The organism is Sulfurimonas sp. NWX79 (genome assembly GCF_039667035.1).
Lineage (GTDB): Bacteria > Campylobacterota > Campylobacteria > Campylobacterales > Sulfurimonadaceae > Sulfurimonas > Sulfurimonas indica.
Genome location: NZ_JALCZL010000001.1, coordinates 24649 through 41238, shown reverse-complemented (window position 1 = coordinate 41238; position 16590 = coordinate 24649). Strand labels below are relative to the sequence as shown.

Below are 16590 nucleotides of genomic sequence, written 5' to 3'. Positions count from 1 at the left end.
CCCTCTTTTTTAAGAGCTATATACCAAAAAAGTTATGTAACCATTCTCTCTCTTTTTGTGTTTGAATAAAGATTTTCGTAATCGTTTGATTGTTATCTCCTATTACAACTACTTCGTTCCCTTCGACTCTTAAATGCTTTTTACCCCATTGTTGGTCCAGATCATCCATTCTATAAAGAGCATCTGCAGCATTTGGCTTCTCTTTTTCACCTGTCTTTACATTTAAAATTGTAAGTCCTCCCATTCTTTTTTCAAACTTATAGGGACTGTATACTTTGATTTCTTTATAAATTCTTGCCTCTTTCTCATTTGGTGTCGCTTTTTGTATAGCAATAAATCCAAGTATGAAAAATGCGAACATAACACCTAGAAAAATACCTTTTTTAACATTCATTATTTACTCCAATTTTGTATATATTTTTTTGCTTTTTCATCAAGCATCTTCATTCTCTCTTTGCCTTTTGGCAAGCTCTCACGCAGACTTCGCATCTCACGTAAAAATGTACCGATATTCTCAGGAATCAAATTCTGCAGATATCGTCTTAGATGTTTTGCCATTGCAGGTGAAGCACCTGAAGTGGAAACGGCAATGGTCAAATCATCTTTTTTTATGTAAGATGGAAAGATAAAATCACAATAATCTACTGAATCCACTGCATTACACAAGCATTTATATTTTTTTGACTCCTCAAAAATTGCAGCTTGTAGAGGAATATCATCTACTGCGATGATAACAACGGCATATGCTGCGATATCACCTTCCTTATATGCTCTTTTTTCAAAGTGTAGATTATTTTCTTTTACCTTTTCTAACATCTCATCTGAAAACTCCTGTGCTATCAGATCGATATCATCTGTAAAGTCTAAAAGATGCACTAACTTCTCATAGGCAATATTACCACCGCCTACAATTAAAATCTTTTTATCATCTAGTTTTAAAAAAGCTGGAAAATAGCTCATTTATACCTTTCTTTTTAGCTAATTGTAAAATCATATCATATTATTACAATACTTTATTGACAAACATCAATTTAAATTTATATAAAGATAGATACAATCATCAAATACAAATAAATAATAAAGAAAACAATAGATGAAACAAGAGATATTATCAAGAATACAAAAGAAGTTTCCTTTAGTACCAAAACCTTTTGCTGTTATAGCAGATGAACTTGGTATCAGTGAGGATGAAGTTTTAAAAATTTTGCAAGAAGAGAAAAAAGCAAATATTATTCGTCAAACTTCTGCTATCTTTGATACAAAGAGATTAGGCTATAAATCATCGCTCGTAGCTTTTAAAATTCCAAAAGAGAAGATAATTGCTGCTGTAAAAGTTATTAATGCCCACCCTGGCGTTTCACACAATTATGAAAGAAACCATGATTTTAACATCTGGTTTACAATGGCTGTTGCACCTGACTCTGCTTTAGGACTTGAGAGAACCATAGAGATTCTAGCGAAATTGACAGAGGCTGAAGATTATATCATGCTTCCAACACTCAAACTCTTTAAAATCAATGTAAAGCTCAACACTACAGGAAAAGATGAGAAAAAGGAGACGGTCAAAAAAGTCGTTCACAAAGAGATAGAGCTCACACCACTGCATCATAATATTATCATGAAGGCTCAATATGACATCGAATTTATCAGTGAGCCTTTTAAAAAGATTGTAGATGAGCTAAATATTGACTATGATACATTCTTCTCTATTTTACAGGAATTGCAAGATGCAGGAATCATGCGACGTTTTGCATCGATTCTCAATCATCGTAAAGCCGGTTTCAATGCAAATGCGATGGTTGTCTGGGATGTTGATGAAGAAAATGGAGAGAGTATCGGAGAAAAAGCTGCTGCATTTTCTGCAGTATCACACTGTTATCTGCGTCCAAAATATCCAAACTGGCCATACAATCTTTTTACAATGGTCCATGGAAAAACTACAGAAGAGACAAATGCTATTATCGAAGAGATGGCAAGTGAGATAGAGTCCAAGTCTCATATGCCGCTCTACTCTTCACGTGAGTTTAAAAAAGTTCGTATAGAGTACTTCACACCAGCATTTAAAGAATGGGAGGAAAACAATGGATAGATTTTTTGAACTGGAAATTCCATACATAGTGATAATGCTATTTTTCTTGGCAGTCACTGCTTTTGTTACAACAAGAGACTTTATGCCTCGTGTTGCTTTTAAACGTGGTATGCTAGGTGTTTTTGGCATCTTTGCCATAATGATCGGTATTCACTACTATGTTACAAGTGCACGAATGGAAGGTGTCAAAGAGATTTTCAACAAAGGTGAGACCATCATCTGTGAAAATAAAATGAGAAGAACAATATCGCAGTCGGTACTTATTTCAAAAGAGCTTGGATGGCATATTGATGGGGATTATTTTAAAAATCCTGACTATGTAAGAGATTTTCATACAGCTCGCTGTGTTGATTATGCACCCATAGCTGCAAAAGCAAAAGAAGACAACAAACAATGATGCAAATATTCAAAAGATACTCTATGGCACTTCTTTTTTTGCTCTTGGTCATTATTTTAATGCTTGCAGGCACACTTGGTGTCAAAAGTTTTGGTGACCATCTCTTTAAAGATGCAAACATTACAATCAAACCTGAAGGAGAAAGGATAGCGTTATGAGTCTTGCACTACTACTTGGTATTGGAATTGTAATCACTGTAATTTTTCACTTTATTGGTGTCTATGCAGGTGCGAAAAAGATTGTATGGACAGCTATTATACTCATCTGGGCAGGAGTTATCTCAGTTGCTACAAGTGAGGTAAAACCAAAAGCATACGATGAGATCAAAAAGATGCAGGGAAAATATGAAGAGACAGATAAACTCATAGAAGAGGCAATGCCTGAAGTATCACTCTATGAGCTTATCAAAATTAAAAATAGCTATTTAGAACATAAAAATAAAAAGTAAAGTACTCCTTTACTTTTTATAAAGCTCCCAATGCTTTTTTGACATTATCATCAGCCATTGAGATATTCCACTCAGGCTCCCAAACCACTTTAACATCTACATCTTTGACATTTGGCAGTTTTTCTACGGCCTCTTTTACCCACTGCAGTATCATCTGATGAAGGGGACACGCTTTTGTTGAGAGTGTCATAGTTACTTTGACATTTCCTTCATCATCACTGCTTGCATCATAGATAAGTCCCATCTCAACAAGGTTAAATCCCACCTCTGGGTCAATCACTGTTGATATTGCTTTAAAGAGTTCCTCTTTAGTATACATTGCCATAAATATATCCTTTTATTTAAAATTTATCATATAAAAAACACTTCGTACAAAGGCTAGTGAACCAATGACTAAAAATGAAGCGCCTGCACCCATAAGTAGATTGGAGCCTAGTAGTATTGCAGCAGTTACAAGCAAGACTCCAGTCGCAGAATAGATAAGCTGAGCCTGAGAGCTTTTATAAGGCACCATATCTGCGAGCATTGGAACTTTTTGCTTTCCTACAAGTGGAGAGAACTTTTCAAACCATACTAAAAAAGGAATGATTTTATAGATATGCCCAGTAATGAGAAAAGCAAAAAATCCAAAAAAGAGCAGCCATGCAGCAGCAAGCAGATAACTCTCCTTGCCAACTAAAAAATAGAGTGCTCCAATCACTAAAGCAAAAAGCATCGCACTGTATGAAAACATCAGTGAAAGTGCATAAACATCATTCTCTTTTCTTGGCCTTGTTTTATAGATGACATAAATCAGATAAAAATAGGAAATCATTGCAACAAATGCCATAGCATACGCCAAATATGCAAGCCATGAAATATTAAACAATGAAGAAATTATCACAAAGACAACAGCTACACTCATCAGTGTCATACCTATCTCCAAGGGCTTTAAAGAGAAACTGTGTGAAAGTGTAAACATAGGGACCAGTACAATTGAGAGTCCCATAATCGTAATAACAATATATCCACCAATGACAGAGTAGACATGTGCCTTTAAAAGTACATTGATATCAAAAGAGAGTGTCCCTGCATATGCAAGAGCCATTAAAAGACCAAAGATAATCCCAAAAAATAAAAAAGTATTGGATATCAGAACACTGCTCATAACCAGTGTCAGCTTCTCTACTTTAAACATTGTCAGAAAAATTTCACCCACAAATATCATCATTGAGATTAGAACAACAACTCCCCCATAGGGAAGCAGTGCAGGAGAGTACAAAAAGCCAAATACCATTAACAGACTACCAATTAACAGTAGTGGCCATATGGCATAAAAAAGTTCTACTCCAAAATGTCCAACTTCCAATACAACAGGAACAAGTTGTGCCATCGCACCAAAAATAATCATCATTACAAAACCAAGCAGAAAAAGATGCACAAAAGCAAGCATTTTTGGCTCTGCAAAACTAAGCATTGTAGCATCAAAGAAAAAAAGATAAAATGATGAAAAAAAGTAAAAAAGACTCCCCACAATAAAAAAGGGAGCTATTAGTTTAAAAGGCGGGGCAAAATCTTGCGATATTTTAACCATTAGTTTTTATCACCCTCCACAGCTGGTCTGCGTGAGGTCTGATTCTGAAGCAGCATCAGGATTATAGGAAAAAACCACCTTTACAAGCCCATCAGGCAAATCTTGGACAACATAACGGACATCATCTTCAAGTTTTCCAAAAAGTCCTCCTGGAGTTTTGTGGTTAATCATTACAAGTGTGTCATTTGTTCCTTTAATCAGTCCAAGCCCACTCATTGCATTGACCATTGGATGTGGAGGGCCCTCCTTTGATGTGTCAAAATAGTATGTGCTCTGCCCATCTTTTTCGAGTTTATAAAAATCTACAGTTGCACCTTCTACAGTTATCTTTTGTGCGTCTTGGGGAATATGTGACATCAAAAATCCTTTATCTATTAAATATATATAAGATTGTAATTTAATAAGATAAAGTATGCGTTGATATATATCAACAAATAACTAAATTATTCAAAAAGTATCGTTAATGCTTCATGATTTTTAATAGTATAGCTGCTGCCCTCTTTCTCAATAAAGCCTAGCTTAGCAAACTTTTTAAACACTCGTGAGAGTGTTTCAGGTGTCATATGAAGATATTGCGCAAGTTGATTGTGTTTCATCTGCAGTGCATCTTCATTTTCACAGATATATTTTGCTACTCTTGCAGTTGAATCGAGAACAATGTTGAGTGCTATGACATCCTCAAGATATTTGATCTTCTGTGTGAGAGATTTAAAAAAGGCAAAAGCGATATCAGGAGAACATAAAAAATTCTCTTTAAACTTTATAAAATCTATCTCTATAACTGTACCGTCTGTCTCAAAGGCAGCAGATGCAGGATAGGGAACTCCTTCAAAAACTGCCATCTCAGCTATCAATGACTTAGGATTAAAACGATGCAGGACTATCTCATTGTTTTTTGGGTCTGTTTTATAGACTTTTAAAATACCATCAGTTAAAAGTGTCAAAAAACGAGGTTCATCCTTCTCATAAAAAAGCACCTCTCCTTTGGAAAATCTTCTTTTACGTGAGATAGTCGCAAGCTGGTCTAACTCCTCTTGAGAAAGATTTTCAAAAAACTTAATATCCCTTAATTCATTTACACTTTGCATTATCTAATCTGTCCATTTCCATAAATTTTATACTTATATGTTGTCAGTCCTTCAATCCCCATTGGACCTCTCGCATGCAGCTTATTTGTTGATATACCAACTTCTGCACCAAAACCAAAAGCACCCCCATCAGTAAAACGTGTTGAAGCATTTACATAAACTGCTGCGGCATCTATGGCATTTAAAAATGTCTCTGCTGCTTTGATGTTCTCCGTAATGATAGACTCAGAGTGTCCTGATCCAAAGCGTACAATATGCTCAATTGCCCCTTCAACACCCTCCACTACTTTTATATTTAAGATATTTGCCAAATATTCAGTATCAAAATCAGCATCTGTTGCGTGAGCTACTGTAATAATTTCCTGTGTAGAAGCACACCCTTTTAACTCAGTATGAGCCTCATCAAACGCCTCTTTGAGTTTTGGTAGTGCCTCTTTTGCGATTGCTCTGTCAACAAGCAGTGTTTCCATAGCATTACAAACACCTGGACGCTGTACTTTTGCATTGATGGCAATTTTAATGGCATCTTCCATATTTGCATCTCTATCTATGTAAGTATGACACTGTCCTTTGTCATGCTTAACAACACTTACAGTAGCATTTTGACTTACATACTTGATAAGCCCTTCCCCACCACGAGGAATAATTAAATCAACATATTTATCCATCTTGATTAGTTGCGCCACACCCTCACGTGAGGAGTCTGGGATTAAAGAGATAAGCTCTTTTGGCAAACCGTTTTTCTCTAAAGTAGCCTGCAATACTTTAGCAATCGTCTTATTTGAGTTCTCTGCCTCTTTTCCACCTTTAAGTACACAGACATTTGAGCTTTTAAAGCAGAGTGCTGCTGTATCACTTGTTACATTTGGACGTGATTCATAGATAATACCAATCACACCGATAGGAATGGAGACTTTCTCAATTTTTAGCCCATCTTCTGTTACCCAACCATCTAAAATTCTTCCAACAGGATCTTTTAATCCTGCTATCTCTTCGATAGCCACAGCCATGGCATCTATACGACTTTCATCTAAAAAAAGTCTATCCATAAGTGCTGATGAGAGCTGATTTTTCTCACCATCAGCCATATCTTTTGCATTGGCTTCAAGAAGCTCCATTGTATTGGCACGCAGTGCTTCTGCCATCTCTTTTAATATTCTGTTTATCTCTGCACCACTGAGTGTATTAAAAACTCTGCTTGCAGCTTTTGCCTCTTGTAAAAATTTTTTCATTGTTCTTCACCTAAATTTATTAAATTAATTAAATGGTATAATACTACCATAAAATATTTAGGACTTTTATGAAAACGTTAACATTTATTGGAAATGGCAATATGGCGCTTAGCATTGCCAAAGGTCTCAAAGAAGAGTATAAGATAGAGGTAGTGGGAAGAGATATCCAGAAACTCAAACAATTTGAAAAGAGTCTTGGTATACAAATAGACAAACATCTTCTTGATAATTTTGATATATCTAACAAAACTGTGATGCTCTGTATAAAACCTGCAAATGTCGAAGAGGTCGGTCAAAAACTAAAGGGTGAAGCAGCAGTACTCTACTCTGTTTTAGCAGGGACAAGTTTAGAAAAGCTCTCTACTAATTTTCAAGCAAAAGCAGTTGTCAGAGCTATGCCAAATCTTGCAGCTTCTGTGGGTGCATCCATGACAACATTAACTGGTGAAAAAGCCTACAAAGAAGAAGCAGAAAAACTCTTCAATGCTATTGGTTCATCACAATGGCTCTCTAGTGAAAAAGAGATAGATATCGCAACTGCACTTGCAGGAAGCGGTCCGGCATATTTGGCACTTGTTGCCGAATCTTTGGCAGATGGTGCAGTAAAACAGGGACTCAAACGTGATGATGCATTAATTATTATGCGCGGTCTTTTTGATGGTTTTTCAAAACTGATTCAAGATATACATCCAGCTCTCTTAAAAGATGGTGTCATGAGTCCAGGCGGTACAACTGCTGCAGGTTATGGTGCGCTTGAAGATGGAAATGTACGAAGTGCTTGTATCAATGCGATTGAGAAAGCCTATAAAAAAGCAACTGAGCTATAAAAAAAAGCTCAGTTTATTAGTACTCCTCTTCTGCATCATACTGTAAGTAAAGGATGAGTATCCAAATAAGTGAAAAAATTGCAACAATCTCATATCCAATCAACCAAATGATCAAAAATGCATTCATATTGAGCAGTTTGAAGTTCTCATAGCTTCCACCAGCTACAAAGAAAAAGAGAAATATTGCACCTGCAAGATATGGAACCCCTACTCCATACAATACATAAAATGCAGCCTCCCAGTTCTCTGGAATATAAAGGAAATCTTTAAAGTTTACCTCTTGAGACCCAAAACTTGCCGATTTTTTCTTTTTTTTATGTTTATGATGACCAGCTTTCGCTTTTCTTTCATTCATCACAAGCTGGTTATAATAGAGCATATTTCTTTTTTTAGTTAATTCGTCTTCTATTGTTTCATTCATAACATATCCTATACTCTAATTCTACAATCAAATAAATTAACTATGCCTTAATATGTTATTTTCTATGATTAAACAGTCAAATGTAATAAAAATATGTTATCATATTTTTTTATATAAGGAGCTATATTATGCAACAAAAAATTATATCTTTATCATTAATTTATCTTATTCTTGAAGTAAACTCTTTAAATGCCGAGTTACTCTGTCGTAATCCACAGACCTATGTAGTACGGGACAAGGCACAATCTTCAACATATAAAGAGTGTAAACGAAATGGTATGACATATTGGTATAACGACAATGGAGATATAAAATCAAAAGTCAACTTTAGCAATGACAAAGAGAATGGTCTCTATACTTCCTACTATGCAAACGGTCAAGAAAAGTTGGTAGTGCATTATAAAAATGGTCAAAAAGTAGGTATACAAAAAATATATTATGACAACGGACAGTTAGGTTCACAAGTCAATTATGTCAATGGTAAGCGAGAGGGTGTTTTAACAGAGTGGGATTTCACTGGTTATAAAAGTTCAGAAGTTTTTTATAAGAACAACTACAAAGTCGGTGTCAAAAAATATTTTGATAAAAATGGTCAGGTAATTAAAACCGAGCACTATAAAATGGATAGAAATCCCGTTATCCAAAAAATACTCGAAGATAAACGAAAAGAGATTTTTGTAGATCTTGCCAAGTATGGTCTTATGCCAAAAGAGGCCCCTAAAGAGGAGCGTATACGTTAACTACTAAAGTTTATAAAAACTTCAGTATCTCCGCCTCGATCTCCTCTTTCTCAATAACAGTTTTTTGAGCTATCTCTTTTGTAAAAAGCTCTTGTATCATTGCAGGAATTTCAAGGTTTGCTACTTTTGAAATCGATTCAAGAGCATCAATGTCTTTCATATCAACTTCACCGGTGAGTGCATTAGCTATGACAGGTGAAAATTTCGTCCACTCTGCAGTTGAATAGATAATACTTGTAATCTCAGGTTTTGAGACACTCTCATATGACTTCATACATGTAGCAGTATGTGGGTCCATCAGATAGTTGTATTGCTCAAAAGTCTCTTTGATGTACTTTTTCCCTTCATCACCACTACACCAGTCAGCATCAAAACACTCTCGCAGTTTTGCAAGCTCATCCTCACGCAGCTCATAGAAGTTTTTGGCTTCAAGGTCCATCATCAACTCTTTTGTACGTACTTCACCCAACAGGTCAAACAGAACTCTCTCAACATTGGAAGATTTTAAGATATCCATTGCAGGAGACGTCGTACTTACAACCTCACATTCACGCAGATCATATTTACCATCACGAATAAGACGCGTTAGAACATTGTTCTCATTAGAAGAGATGATGATCTTCTCGACTGGAAGACCCATTTTCCAAGCATAGTATCCACCAAGAGCATTTCCAAAATTTCCTGATGGAACATTGAGGTAAACTTTCTCACCCATAGTAATGGCATTCTGACGGACTAGCTCTAAATAAGAGTGAATATGATAGATAATCTGAAAGATGATACGACCAAAGTTCACAGAGTTTGCAGCTGAGAGTTTTGTCTCTTTTTCTTGAAGTGCCTCTTTAAAGTTCTCACTTGCCAAAAGACGTTTCAAAGCGCTCTGCGCATCATCAAACACACCATGAATGCCAATCACTTTTAAGTTAGCAGCATCTTCTGTAACCATTTGCAGGCGCTGAACATCACTTGTTCCGCCATCAGGATACAAACATGCCACTTTTACATTTGCACGATTTTTAAATGTCTCTAATGCTGCCGGACCGGTATCTCCGCTCGTAGCTGCTAAAATAAGATAATTTTCATTGAGTCTTTGTGCAATTGATGAAAGTACAACACCAAAAGGCTGCAGTGCCATATCTTTAAATGCACGTGTTGGTCCGTGATAAAGCTCACTGACGTAGAGATTTTCTTTTACTTTTACTACCGGTACAGGATTTTTTGCATCATCAAATTTGTCATACAAAGATAATGCCTCATCGATAACATCTCCATCGATGTCAATTGCAAAAGCATCAAGCATATCCTTTGCAAGTTCTTTATAAGAAGAATCTCTATGCTTTTGTAAAAACTCTTCTCCTAAATCAGGTAGTTTTTGGGGAACATACAGACCGCCAAAAGAAGCAATAGGACTAAGAATCGCTTCTGAAAATGTCACTGTCTCTGGCTTTGTGCTATCTACACCACGTGTTTGAATAAATTTCATTCTTTTATCTCTACTCTTAAATTTTTGCGCAATTATATCTAAAACTATCTAAGTAAGAGCTAATATATAGTTCTTACCTAAACAATCGTATAGGATTGATGTGTGCACTTTTTTGTGTCACTTCAAAGACCAGTTCCTCTTTGACACGCCCTACAACAGCACCTCTTTTTACTTTTTTACCCTTTTTTATACCAGGAGCGATTTGTGAAAGGTTTGCATAGATGGTATGCAGACCATTTCTGTGTTCAACGATAACTATATTGTTCAACACTGCCGTTTTATCAGCATAAATCACTTTCCCGTTAAATACAGTCTTTACTTTGGCATCTTGCTCTCTTGGTTTGAGTGAAATCGACTCATTGAAAATTTTGATTCCGTAAATCGGATCTGTATATGTTCCATACTTCTTCGTAATTGAATAAGAAGTAAGCGGAGCTATCGTTTTTGGTCCACGGTAACGAATTGTCTTGACACTCTGGTAAGAGCTTCCATGTTTTTTAACCTTTGGAAGATTTTCATTAAGTGCAATCTTCTGTCTTTGAAAGGCCTCTTTTCTTGCTTGTTCCTCTTTTGCTTTTTTTATCTTATCTATTTTAATGAGGTTTAATTGTGAGAGTGTCTTTTTAAGTGCATTTTGCCTTTTGAGGAGTTTTTTGAGCTCTTTTTTATAAGAGGCTTTTGCGATTTTTAGTTTTTTGAGTGCTCTTTTGTTTTCTGCTTTTTTCTTCAGTAGCTCTTTTCTTTTGGCATCTATACTTGCGATGGACTTCTCAAGTGCATCTGTTTTGTTATTTAAAAGCTTGATAACTTTTGCATTCTCAAAAAAGAGTCTACTTAAACGATTTGCTTTTTCTTTAGAGTCTTTGAGCATTGATTTGAGTACTTCTAACTCTATCAAAGCATTCTCATTCGTCGGATACTCCTCATCAAGTATGACAGAGAGTGAAACACTTTGCGCTATAACAAAAACAAGCTCTTCTTCGATTCTGTTTTGTCTTTTTTTCAGCTGCAGTTGTCTCTGTTTTAAGAGTGACAGCTCTTGTGAATTAAGCTTGTAACTGCTCTCTTTTTCCTTGAGTTCTTCTTGAAGTTTCTTTAAGTAGGCATCCTGCTTAAGTATCTCTTGTTTCTGTCGTAAAATGGCTTTTGCAGTACGCGCCATTTTTCTGTTGAGATTAGAGTAGTTCTTACTGTAAGAAGAGAGTTTCGAACTGGTCTTTTTTATCTTCTTGTCTATCTCTCCTTGAGCATATAAAAGCGAAGCAAAAAGAAAAAAGAGAACTACTAAGCGATGATACATCATACCTCTTCTTTATGTCCTAGAACAATAAAAGTCGCAAGTAGCATTGAAACCACTATTGATACTCCAAGCATAATTAAAAAATCGTATATTTTATCAAACAGCACTATGGAAATGCCAATGTTACTGAACTGTTCTTCTATCCATGAGAGTGATGAAAGATAGGAAAATATCACAAATGAGAGAATCGATGCGATTACTGCATCAACAATCGCTAGTCGAAACAGTACAGCCGAACGCAGCCAAACAGGAGCACCAAAGAGTCCCATGATACTCATTCGCTCATTATGTTTGAACTGCCAGATACGAAGCTCTTTAAAGATAAGCAAGATTGTAACGATGATGACTGTAAAAGCAAAAACAGAGATAACTGTTTTAAAAAGCAGGAGCAGTTTATATGTTGTATCATGTGTTTTACTAAAGGCTTCTACTTTTTCTATAGACTGTGAACGAAGCAGTAGTTTTGTCAGTTTTTCAAGCTCATTTGGTGATGGATAACGTTTGAGTTTTACTTTATAAAACTTTGGCAGTGTCACTTTTAGAAGTGCTATATTTTGCTTGCTGATACCACTGTTGAGTTTTGTAATGATACTATCTGGAGAGATTTCATTGATACTTGCTATCAGTTCGCTCTTCTCTAGGAGTTTATCAACATCTACTCTTTTTTGTGCGACAACAACCAAAGCATAGTTTTTTGCCAAATTCTCTTTATAAGCATCAATTGCTCTCTCCACAATGGTAAAAACCTGTAGAGAAAAGAGTATGCTTAAAAGTGCAATAACCAAAGAGAGATGATTTTTAAATGACTTCACGAATATCTCCAAACTCTATATGGTAATGCTTATAGTCAACCTTCATCGTCTCTGGAATATGGTGTGTAACAACGATAATTGTAGTCTTTAGCTGCTCGTTTGCACCCTCTAAAAGGTTCCAAATCAGTTGCGAAGAGTAATCATCAAGGTTACCCGTGGGCTCATCGGCTAAAATCAAGATAGGATTATGTGCAAGTGCACGTGCCATTGCAACACGCTGCTGCTCACCACCACTGAGTTCTAGTGGATATTTTCCTGCCTGATGACGTAGTTTTACATGCTTAAGAAGAGAATCAACCTGATTTTGCGTTACAGTTTTTTCATAGCCATTTATGATAAGAGGAAGCATTATGTTTTTTTCTATTGTCCACTCTTTTACCAGCTTATAATCCTGAAAAACAATACCTAAATGTTTCCGTAAGAAGTTCAGTTTGGAACTTGATACCCCACGCAGCTCAACACCACCGACAACGAGACTTCCCTCAATGGGTTTGAGTGCTCCGTAGAGTGACTTTAAGAGTGTTGATTTTCCACTACCGCTCGCTCCGGTAATAAATACAAAACTACCAGAATCTATAGAGAAGTTTGCTTTATTTATAATTGTTTCATCATTAGAATATGCAAGCGATAAATTCTCAGCAATGATTACTTTATCCATCTAAAGCCTTCAGTAAATGTTTGTGTGCTTCTAAGTTGCTTGGTGAACGAAGAGGCAATTCTGGATAGAATGATAGTCTATTATCTGTTATGATAAGATAAAGATGTTCCGGTCTGTCAAAACTCCCCATAGATATGCGTAACATCACACCATTATCAAGCTTGTAAACTCTTTCAAAATGGATAAATCCACCCTCAAAGCGAATCGTTTTATTATGCAGTCCAATGAGCTCTTCATTGGATAAATTTATTTTTTTTGGAAATGAGAAATCACCTTCAATCTCCAATGCAGGAGACTCTTCATCATTTGTCATAATGACATCATAGATGTTCTTTTCCATCCTTTTCCATCTCTCTTCATATTTGGAACTCACTGCAATATCTCTGTTTTTATGTATCTGCAAAGAGATTTTAGGAAATGCTATAAAAGTCTCATAGGAGTAGGCATAATAATTCTCACTATCTGTACGAAGCTCCAAAGTACCACCTACCTTTAAGATACGACGAGCCTCTTTGATGAAGTTTGTCGAGATTACACGGCGGTGTGGTTTTTTGTCCCAAGGAACCGGAAAATGCACATAAATTGCCCCAACAAGATTGGAAGGTACCAGTTCCATAAAGAGTCTGGCATCATAGTCAAGCACCATAACATTGTCCAGTTTTTGGATAACTATCTGCTTTAAAACCTGCTCGATTGACGGACGATGAATCTCGATGCCTATGAAAAGCACATCCGGATTTTGTGCGGCCTGGTGCAGTAGATGACGCCCGGAGCCAAATCCGACCTCTATACGTACCTCTTTCTCTTTTGGAAAATTCTCTGCAAAGTACTCTATCTTTTTGAGTGCTGTTGCTTCTTGGAGATGCACATTTTTTTGTGTATCTGGTACATTAGAAGCCAACACTTCAAGACCTGCGGCTTTCGCATAGGCAAGCAGTGCACGGTGAACATTATAGATAGAAGCAGGACGTGTCAGCTTATCTGTTTTTAAAAGCGTTCTTTTTTCATCCTCTTTGAGAAGCAAAAAGAAATCTTCTCCTTCATATTTTACAGCAATGAGCTTTTCATCCGGATGGTGTACATTTGATGCTATAAAATCAAATGCAACCCCATCAACAGACGCGGGAAGTGAAATATCTTTAAACTCTTTTATATGAAGATGTGGCATTAAAGTCCATTCAAGTCAAGTTCTTCAGCAGGTGCGACTGTTGTCTCACTGCTACTACTTTTTGTACTCACAGCTTTCACTGACTCTTCTTGTGTAGCTTTTGCTTTAGATGCAGAGATAATCTCTTGTGATTCCGGTGTTTTGATTTGTACCTCAATACTTGGCTCAGAAACTATACCATTTTTATCAACACTGTAAACTGTGTATGTATAGAGTGTATCAGGTTCTATGGCTGCATCGATAAAGAGACTCTTTGTAAGCCCTTTATACTCTTTTGAGATCTTATCAAACCATCTTTTTTTAGATTTTTTGACAACGATATATGAGACTGTTCTTGGGTCACTTTTCCCCCATTTCAGTTCTATTTTATTGCCTTGTAGTTTTGCTTCAACAATTGCTGGTGCATTTGGTTTTGTCAAGGTCATACCCATAACTTTGTTTTTATCATGCTCACTCTCAAGACCGTCTTTATCAAGAACACTGACTTTATAAAAGTAAGTTTTACCATCTTCATCGATTTTATCAGTGAAATGGTTGTTGTAAAGTTTTGCTATAAGTTCATATGAGCCATCAATATCATCTGCTCTATAGAGATAGTATCTCTCAAAATCTTTCTGTTTTGAAGGACTCCATGTGATTTTTATCGCTTTTGGAAGATTTTTACTCGCTTCTATTTTTGTTACACTTACAGGCAATGGTTTTGTAATAGATTTTACGATTTGAGATGGTGTAGAGATGATGCCATCATACGTTTTTACTCTGATTCTATACATATAGACATGATTATCTTCAAGTCCTGTATCAATATACTCTGCATTGAGTCTTCCACTTAACTCATCGATTTGATGCCACTCTTTATCTTCAAAAGTCTTTCTCTCGATAATATAAGTAGAAACTCTTTCACTCACGTGAGGTCTCCAGATTATCTTAGCAATTCTTGGAAGTCCTGTGATAGAGTGAATCCATGAAACAGACTGCAGAACAGGAAGTGTATTGACTACAAATACTTTAGAATTTACACCTTGAGACTCTTTTGTAAAGACTCGAAAAGCATATGAGTATTTTGTATCAGGTTCAACCGTTCTATCGACATAATGTGTAGAGTATCGTGTATCTATCGTGTCATAATATTCAAGTTCATTCGCTGCTTTGTCTTGAGGAGATTTTTTATATACATAAATCCCTTCTACACGTGGGTCTGTTATACTCTTCCACTCAAAAGCCACTGTTTTCATATCTGTGATAATGCCGTTTTTCGTCAGTGATATAGTAGGCAGTGTAGAATCAACGACAACCTTCTCTTTTGGTTTCGGTGTTATCTCAGCACAACCGCTAAGAAGCAGCAGTGAAGCTGCGCATAATGTAGTCAGAAGTGATAACTTCATTTAAAATCTCCCTCTCAAATTTTTTATTTATTGTCTCTTCCATAACAGTATCAAATCCTGCTGTGAAAAATAGTTTCTCTTTTGTCTTTGGATGAATAAAATATATCAGATATGCATGCAGCAAAATTCGTTCCGCCTTCTCTATTTTAGGGCTCAATCCATAGATATGGTCTCCCAAAATATGACGGTTCAAACTCTCCAAATGTACACGTATCTGATGCGTTCTTCCTGTAAAGAGTTTACATGCAAGAAGCTCTGTCTTTTCATCATCGCTTAAAGCCAAATGTTTAAACATAGTCTTGGCATATTTACCGTGTTCGAGTCCGCAAGCCATCTTGAGACGGTTATGAGGACTTCTTCCTATGTTTGATTCTATTATTGTAACATCATCTTTTAAAGGAGGGGTAACAAGAGCTAAATAATATCGTCCCATGCTCTTATCTTGGAGCTGTTTGGAGAGAAATTCATGTGCTTCATTGTTCTTTGCCACGACCATTGCACCACTTGTTCCCTTATCGAGACGGTGCACAATACCGTGACGTTCTTCTCCACTGATTGTAGAGAGTCTGATGCCTTTGTGCTTTAGCCAGTCAACCAAAGTCGGCTCTTTTACACTTGGTGCTGGGTGGACTGTCACACCACTTGGTTTATTAATGACCAACACATCCTCATCTTCATATAAAATCTCTACATCTGTTGCCCAAGCAACCTCTTTGAGAAAATCAACCTCTTGCGGCTGAGACTCTGTAACTTCTGGAAACTCTACTTTTATATTTTGTCCGCTTTTGAGTTTAATACCGGGACGAGAAACTTTTTTCCCATCAATATAAACCGCTTCTTGCTTGATAAGCTGTGCTACCTGTGAGCGAGTTTGGCCTATTTCTTGAGCTAAAAATGTGTCTAAACGCTGCGGCACATCACATCTGTACTCTTGTGTGTTTCTCACTGTTATTCCCTTTATGATACAAT

General features: G+C 36.4%; 21 protein-coding genes. 6 read left to right on the top strand and 15 right to left on the bottom strand.

Annotation, left to right across the window (positions count from 1 at the left end):
• Positions 1 to 16 precede the first annotated feature (16 nt).
• Together MNY27_RS00230 and MNY27_RS00225 are read right to left on the bottom strand one after the other, a co-directional pair.
• Complete coding sequence (locus MNY27_RS00230; protein WP_152183490.1) at positions 17 to 394, bottom strand: hypothetical protein; 378 nt, start codon at positions 392 to 394, stop codon at positions 17 to 19.
• Positions 394 to 960, bottom strand: coding sequence for a bifunctional precorrin-2 dehydrogenase/sirohydrochlorin ferrochelatase (locus tag MNY27_RS00225; RefSeq protein WP_152183489.1), 567 nt, complete (start codon positions 958 to 960; stop codon positions 394 to 396). The genes MNY27_RS00230 and MNY27_RS00225 overlap by 1 nt, the downstream gene beginning before the upstream one ends.
• Before the next feature lie 133 nt (positions 961 to 1093).
• On the opposite strand from MNY27_RS00225, the gene MNY27_RS00220 reads away from it, so the two are divergent.
• From MNY27_RS00220 to MNY27_RS00205, 4 genes are read left to right on the top strand one after another with little or no spacing between them, the layout of a single operon-like run.
• Positions 1094 to 2089 carry an Lrp/AsnC family transcriptional regulator gene (locus tag MNY27_RS00220; protein ID WP_152183488.1) on the top strand — a complete coding sequence of 332 codons (996 nt, stop codon included), beginning with the start codon at positions 1094 to 1096 and terminating at the stop codon, positions 2087 to 2089.
• Positions 2082 to 2486: a hypothetical protein gene (locus MNY27_RS00215; protein WP_152183487.1), complete on the top strand. Its 405-nt coding sequence runs from the start codon at positions 2082 to 2084 to the stop codon at positions 2484 to 2486. The genes MNY27_RS00220 and MNY27_RS00215 overlap by 8 nt, the downstream gene beginning before the upstream one ends.
• The gene (locus MNY27_RS00210) at positions 2483 to 2644 is read left to right on the top strand and encodes a hypothetical protein (RefSeq protein WP_188109434.1); all 162 of its coding nucleotides are present in this window, start codon (positions 2483 to 2485) and stop codon (positions 2642 to 2644) included. Before MNY27_RS00215 ends, MNY27_RS00210 begins: the two co-directional genes overlap by 4 nt.
• Entirely contained in the window at positions 2641 to 2934 is a 294-nt protein-coding gene (locus MNY27_RS00205) for a hypothetical protein (protein WP_152183486.1), read from the top strand. The genes MNY27_RS00210 and MNY27_RS00205 overlap by 4 nt, the downstream gene beginning before the upstream one ends.
• Before the next feature lie 16 nt (positions 2935 to 2950).
• Here MNY27_RS00205 and MNY27_RS00200 read toward each other — a convergent pair whose 3' ends face one another.
• From MNY27_RS00200 to MNY27_RS00180, 5 genes are all read right to left on the bottom strand, one after another.
• A complete protein-coding gene (locus tag MNY27_RS00200; RefSeq protein ID WP_346391713.1) occupies positions 2951 to 3259 on the bottom strand; it encodes a metal-sulfur cluster assembly factor in 309 nt (102 codons plus the stop codon).
• Positions 3260 to 3271: 12 nt separating this feature from the next.
• The gene (locus MNY27_RS00195) at positions 3272 to 4507 is read right to left on the bottom strand and encodes a hypothetical protein (RefSeq protein ID WP_346391712.1); all 1236 of its coding nucleotides are present in this window, start codon (positions 4505 to 4507) and stop codon (positions 3272 to 3274) included.
• A 9-nt stretch (positions 4508 to 4516) separates the two neighbouring features.
• Entirely contained in the window at positions 4517 to 4864 is a 348-nt protein-coding gene (locus MNY27_RS00190; protein WP_152183484.1) for a hypothetical protein, read from the bottom strand.
• A gap of 86 nt (positions 4865 to 4950) precedes the next feature.
• Positions 4951 to 5595, bottom strand: coding sequence for a Crp/Fnr family transcriptional regulator (locus MNY27_RS00185; protein WP_152183483.1), 645 nt, complete (start codon positions 5593 to 5595; stop codon positions 4951 to 4953).
• Positions 5595 to 6827 (bottom strand): glutamate-5-semialdehyde dehydrogenase, encoded by a 1233-nt coding sequence (locus tag MNY27_RS00180; protein ID WP_152183482.1) that lies wholly within the window; start codon positions 6825 to 6827, stop codon positions 5595 to 5597. Before MNY27_RS00180 ends, MNY27_RS00185 begins: the two co-directional genes overlap by 1 nt.
• Positions 6828 to 6895: 68 nt before the next feature.
• Here MNY27_RS00180 and MNY27_RS00175 point away from each other — a divergent pair, with 68 nt between their 5' ends.
• Positions 6896 to 7654 carry a pyrroline-5-carboxylate reductase gene (locus tag MNY27_RS00175; RefSeq protein WP_152183481.1) on the top strand — a complete coding sequence of 253 codons (759 nt, stop codon included), beginning with the start codon at positions 6896 to 6898 and terminating at the stop codon, positions 7652 to 7654.
• Between the two features lie 16 nt (positions 7655 to 7670).
• On the opposite strand, the gene MNY27_RS00170 is transcribed toward MNY27_RS00175, so the two are convergent.
• Positions 7671 to 8075 carry a hypothetical protein gene (locus tag MNY27_RS00170; protein ID WP_152183480.1) on the bottom strand — a complete coding sequence of 135 codons (405 nt, stop codon included), beginning with the start codon at positions 8073 to 8075 and terminating at the stop codon, positions 7671 to 7673.
• A 128-nt stretch (positions 8076 to 8203) separates the two neighbouring features.
• On the opposite strand from MNY27_RS00170, the gene MNY27_RS00165 reads away from it, so the two are divergent.
• A complete protein-coding gene (locus tag MNY27_RS00165; protein ID WP_152183479.1) occupies positions 8204 to 8815 on the top strand; it encodes a toxin-antitoxin system YwqK family antitoxin in 612 nt (203 codons plus the stop codon).
• A gap of 10 nt (positions 8816 to 8825) precedes the next feature.
• On the opposite strand, the gene thrC is transcribed toward MNY27_RS00165, so the two are convergent.
• From thrC to MNY27_RS00130, 7 genes are all read right to left on the bottom strand, one after another.
• The gene (gene thrC / locus MNY27_RS00160; protein ID WP_152183478.1) at positions 8826 to 10298 is read right to left on the bottom strand and encodes a threonine synthase; all 1473 of its coding nucleotides are present in this window, start codon (positions 10296 to 10298) and stop codon (positions 8826 to 8828) included.
• Positions 10299 to 10371: 73 nt separating this feature from the next.
• The gene (locus tag MNY27_RS00155; RefSeq protein WP_246153811.1) at positions 10372 to 11601 is read right to left on the bottom strand and encodes a M23 family metallopeptidase; all 1230 of its coding nucleotides are present in this window, start codon (positions 11599 to 11601) and stop codon (positions 10372 to 10374) included.
• Positions 11598 to 12410: an FtsX-like permease family protein gene (locus tag MNY27_RS00150; RefSeq protein WP_152183477.1), complete on the bottom strand. Its 813-nt coding sequence runs from the start codon at positions 12408 to 12410 to the stop codon at positions 11598 to 11600. The genes MNY27_RS00155 and MNY27_RS00150 overlap by 4 nt, the downstream gene beginning before the upstream one ends.
• On the bottom strand, positions 12397 to 13068 hold the full coding sequence (locus tag MNY27_RS00145; protein ID WP_152183476.1) for an ABC transporter ATP-binding protein: 672 nt from the start codon (positions 13066 to 13068) through the stop codon (positions 12397 to 12399). The genes MNY27_RS00150 and MNY27_RS00145 overlap by 14 nt, the downstream gene beginning before the upstream one ends.
• Positions 13061 to 14236 carry a tRNA (guanosine(46)-N7)-methyltransferase TrmB gene (gene trmB / locus MNY27_RS00140; RefSeq protein WP_152183475.1) on the bottom strand — a complete coding sequence of 392 codons (1176 nt, stop codon included), beginning with the start codon at positions 14234 to 14236 and terminating at the stop codon, positions 13061 to 13063. The genes MNY27_RS00145 and trmB overlap by 8 nt, the downstream gene beginning before the upstream one ends.
• On the bottom strand, positions 14236 to 15621 hold the full coding sequence (locus tag MNY27_RS00135; protein WP_346391711.1) for a hypothetical protein: 1386 nt from the start codon (positions 15619 to 15621) through the stop codon (positions 14236 to 14238). The genes trmB and MNY27_RS00135 overlap by 1 nt, the downstream gene beginning before the upstream one ends.
• Positions 15569 to 16567: an RluA family pseudouridine synthase gene (locus MNY27_RS00130; protein ID WP_152183474.1), complete on the bottom strand. Its 999-nt coding sequence runs from the start codon at positions 16565 to 16567 to the stop codon at positions 15569 to 15571. Before MNY27_RS00130 ends, MNY27_RS00135 begins: the two co-directional genes overlap by 53 nt.
• Positions 16568 to 16590 lie beyond the last annotated feature (23 nt).

What these genes read in the sequence shown, in the direction of transcription:
- MNY27_RS00230 (WP_152183490.1), bottom strand. Translation starts at nt 394, where the DNA reads ATGAATGTTAAAAAAGGTATTTTTCTAGGTGTTATGTTCGCATTTTTC.
- MNY27_RS00225 (WP_152183489.1), bottom strand. Translation starts at nt 960, where the DNA reads ATGAGCTATTTTCCAGCTTTTTTAAAACTAGATGATAAAAAGATTTTA.
- MNY27_RS00220 (WP_152183488.1), top strand. Translation starts at nt 1,094, where the DNA reads ATGAAACAAGAGATATTATCAAGAATACAAAAGAAGTTTCCTTTAGTA.
- MNY27_RS00215 (WP_152183487.1), top strand. Translation starts at nt 2,082, where the DNA reads ATGGATAGATTTTTTGAACTGGAAATTCCATACATAGTGATAATGCTA.
- MNY27_RS00210 (WP_188109434.1), top strand. Translation starts at nt 2,483, where the DNA reads ATGATGCAAATATTCAAAAGATACTCTATGGCACTTCTTTTTTTGCTC.
- MNY27_RS00205 (WP_152183486.1), top strand. Translation starts at nt 2,641, where the DNA reads ATGAGTCTTGCACTACTACTTGGTATTGGAATTGTAATCACTGTAATT.
- MNY27_RS00200 (WP_346391713.1), bottom strand. Translation starts at nt 3,259, where the DNA reads ATGGCAATGTATACTAAAGAGGAACTCTTTAAAGCAATATCAACAGTG.
- MNY27_RS00195 (WP_346391712.1), bottom strand. Translation starts at nt 4,507, where the DNA reads ATGGTTAAAATATCGCAAGATTTTGCCCCGCCTTTTAAACTAATAGCT.
- MNY27_RS00190 (WP_152183484.1), bottom strand. Translation starts at nt 4,864, where the DNA reads ATGTCACATATTCCCCAAGACGCACAAAAGATAACTGTAGAAGGTGCA.
- MNY27_RS00185 (WP_152183483.1), bottom strand. Translation starts at nt 5,595, where the DNA reads ATGCAAAGTGTAAATGAATTAAGGGATATTAAGTTTTTTGAAAATCTT.
- MNY27_RS00180 (WP_152183482.1), bottom strand. Translation starts at nt 6,827, where the DNA reads ATGAAAAAATTTTTACAAGAGGCAAAAGCTGCAAGCAGAGTTTTTAAT.
- MNY27_RS00175 (WP_152183481.1), top strand. Translation starts at nt 6,896, where the DNA reads ATGAAAACGTTAACATTTATTGGAAATGGCAATATGGCGCTTAGCATT.
- MNY27_RS00170 (WP_152183480.1), bottom strand. Translation starts at nt 8,075, where the DNA reads ATGAATGAAACAATAGAAGACGAATTAACTAAAAAAAGAAATATGCTC.
- MNY27_RS00165 (WP_152183479.1), top strand. Translation starts at nt 8,204, where the DNA reads ATGCAACAAAAAATTATATCTTTATCATTAATTTATCTTATTCTTGAA.
- thrC (WP_152183478.1), bottom strand. Translation starts at nt 10,298, where the DNA reads ATGAAATTTATTCAAACACGTGGTGTAGATAGCACAAAGCCAGAGACA.
- MNY27_RS00155 (WP_246153811.1), bottom strand. Translation starts at nt 11,601, where the DNA reads ATGATGTATCATCGCTTAGTAGTTCTCTTTTTTCTTTTTGCTTCGCTT.
- MNY27_RS00145 (WP_152183476.1), bottom strand. Translation starts at nt 13,068, where the DNA reads ATGGATAAAGTAATCATTGCTGAGAATTTATCGCTTGCATATTCTAAT.
- trmB (WP_152183475.1), bottom strand. Translation starts at nt 14,236, where the DNA reads ATGCCACATCTTCATATAAAAGAGTTTAAAGATATTTCACTTCCCGCG.
- MNY27_RS00135 (WP_346391711.1), bottom strand. Translation starts at nt 15,621, where the DNA reads ATGAAGTTATCACTTCTGACTACATTATGCGCAGCTTCACTGCTGCTT.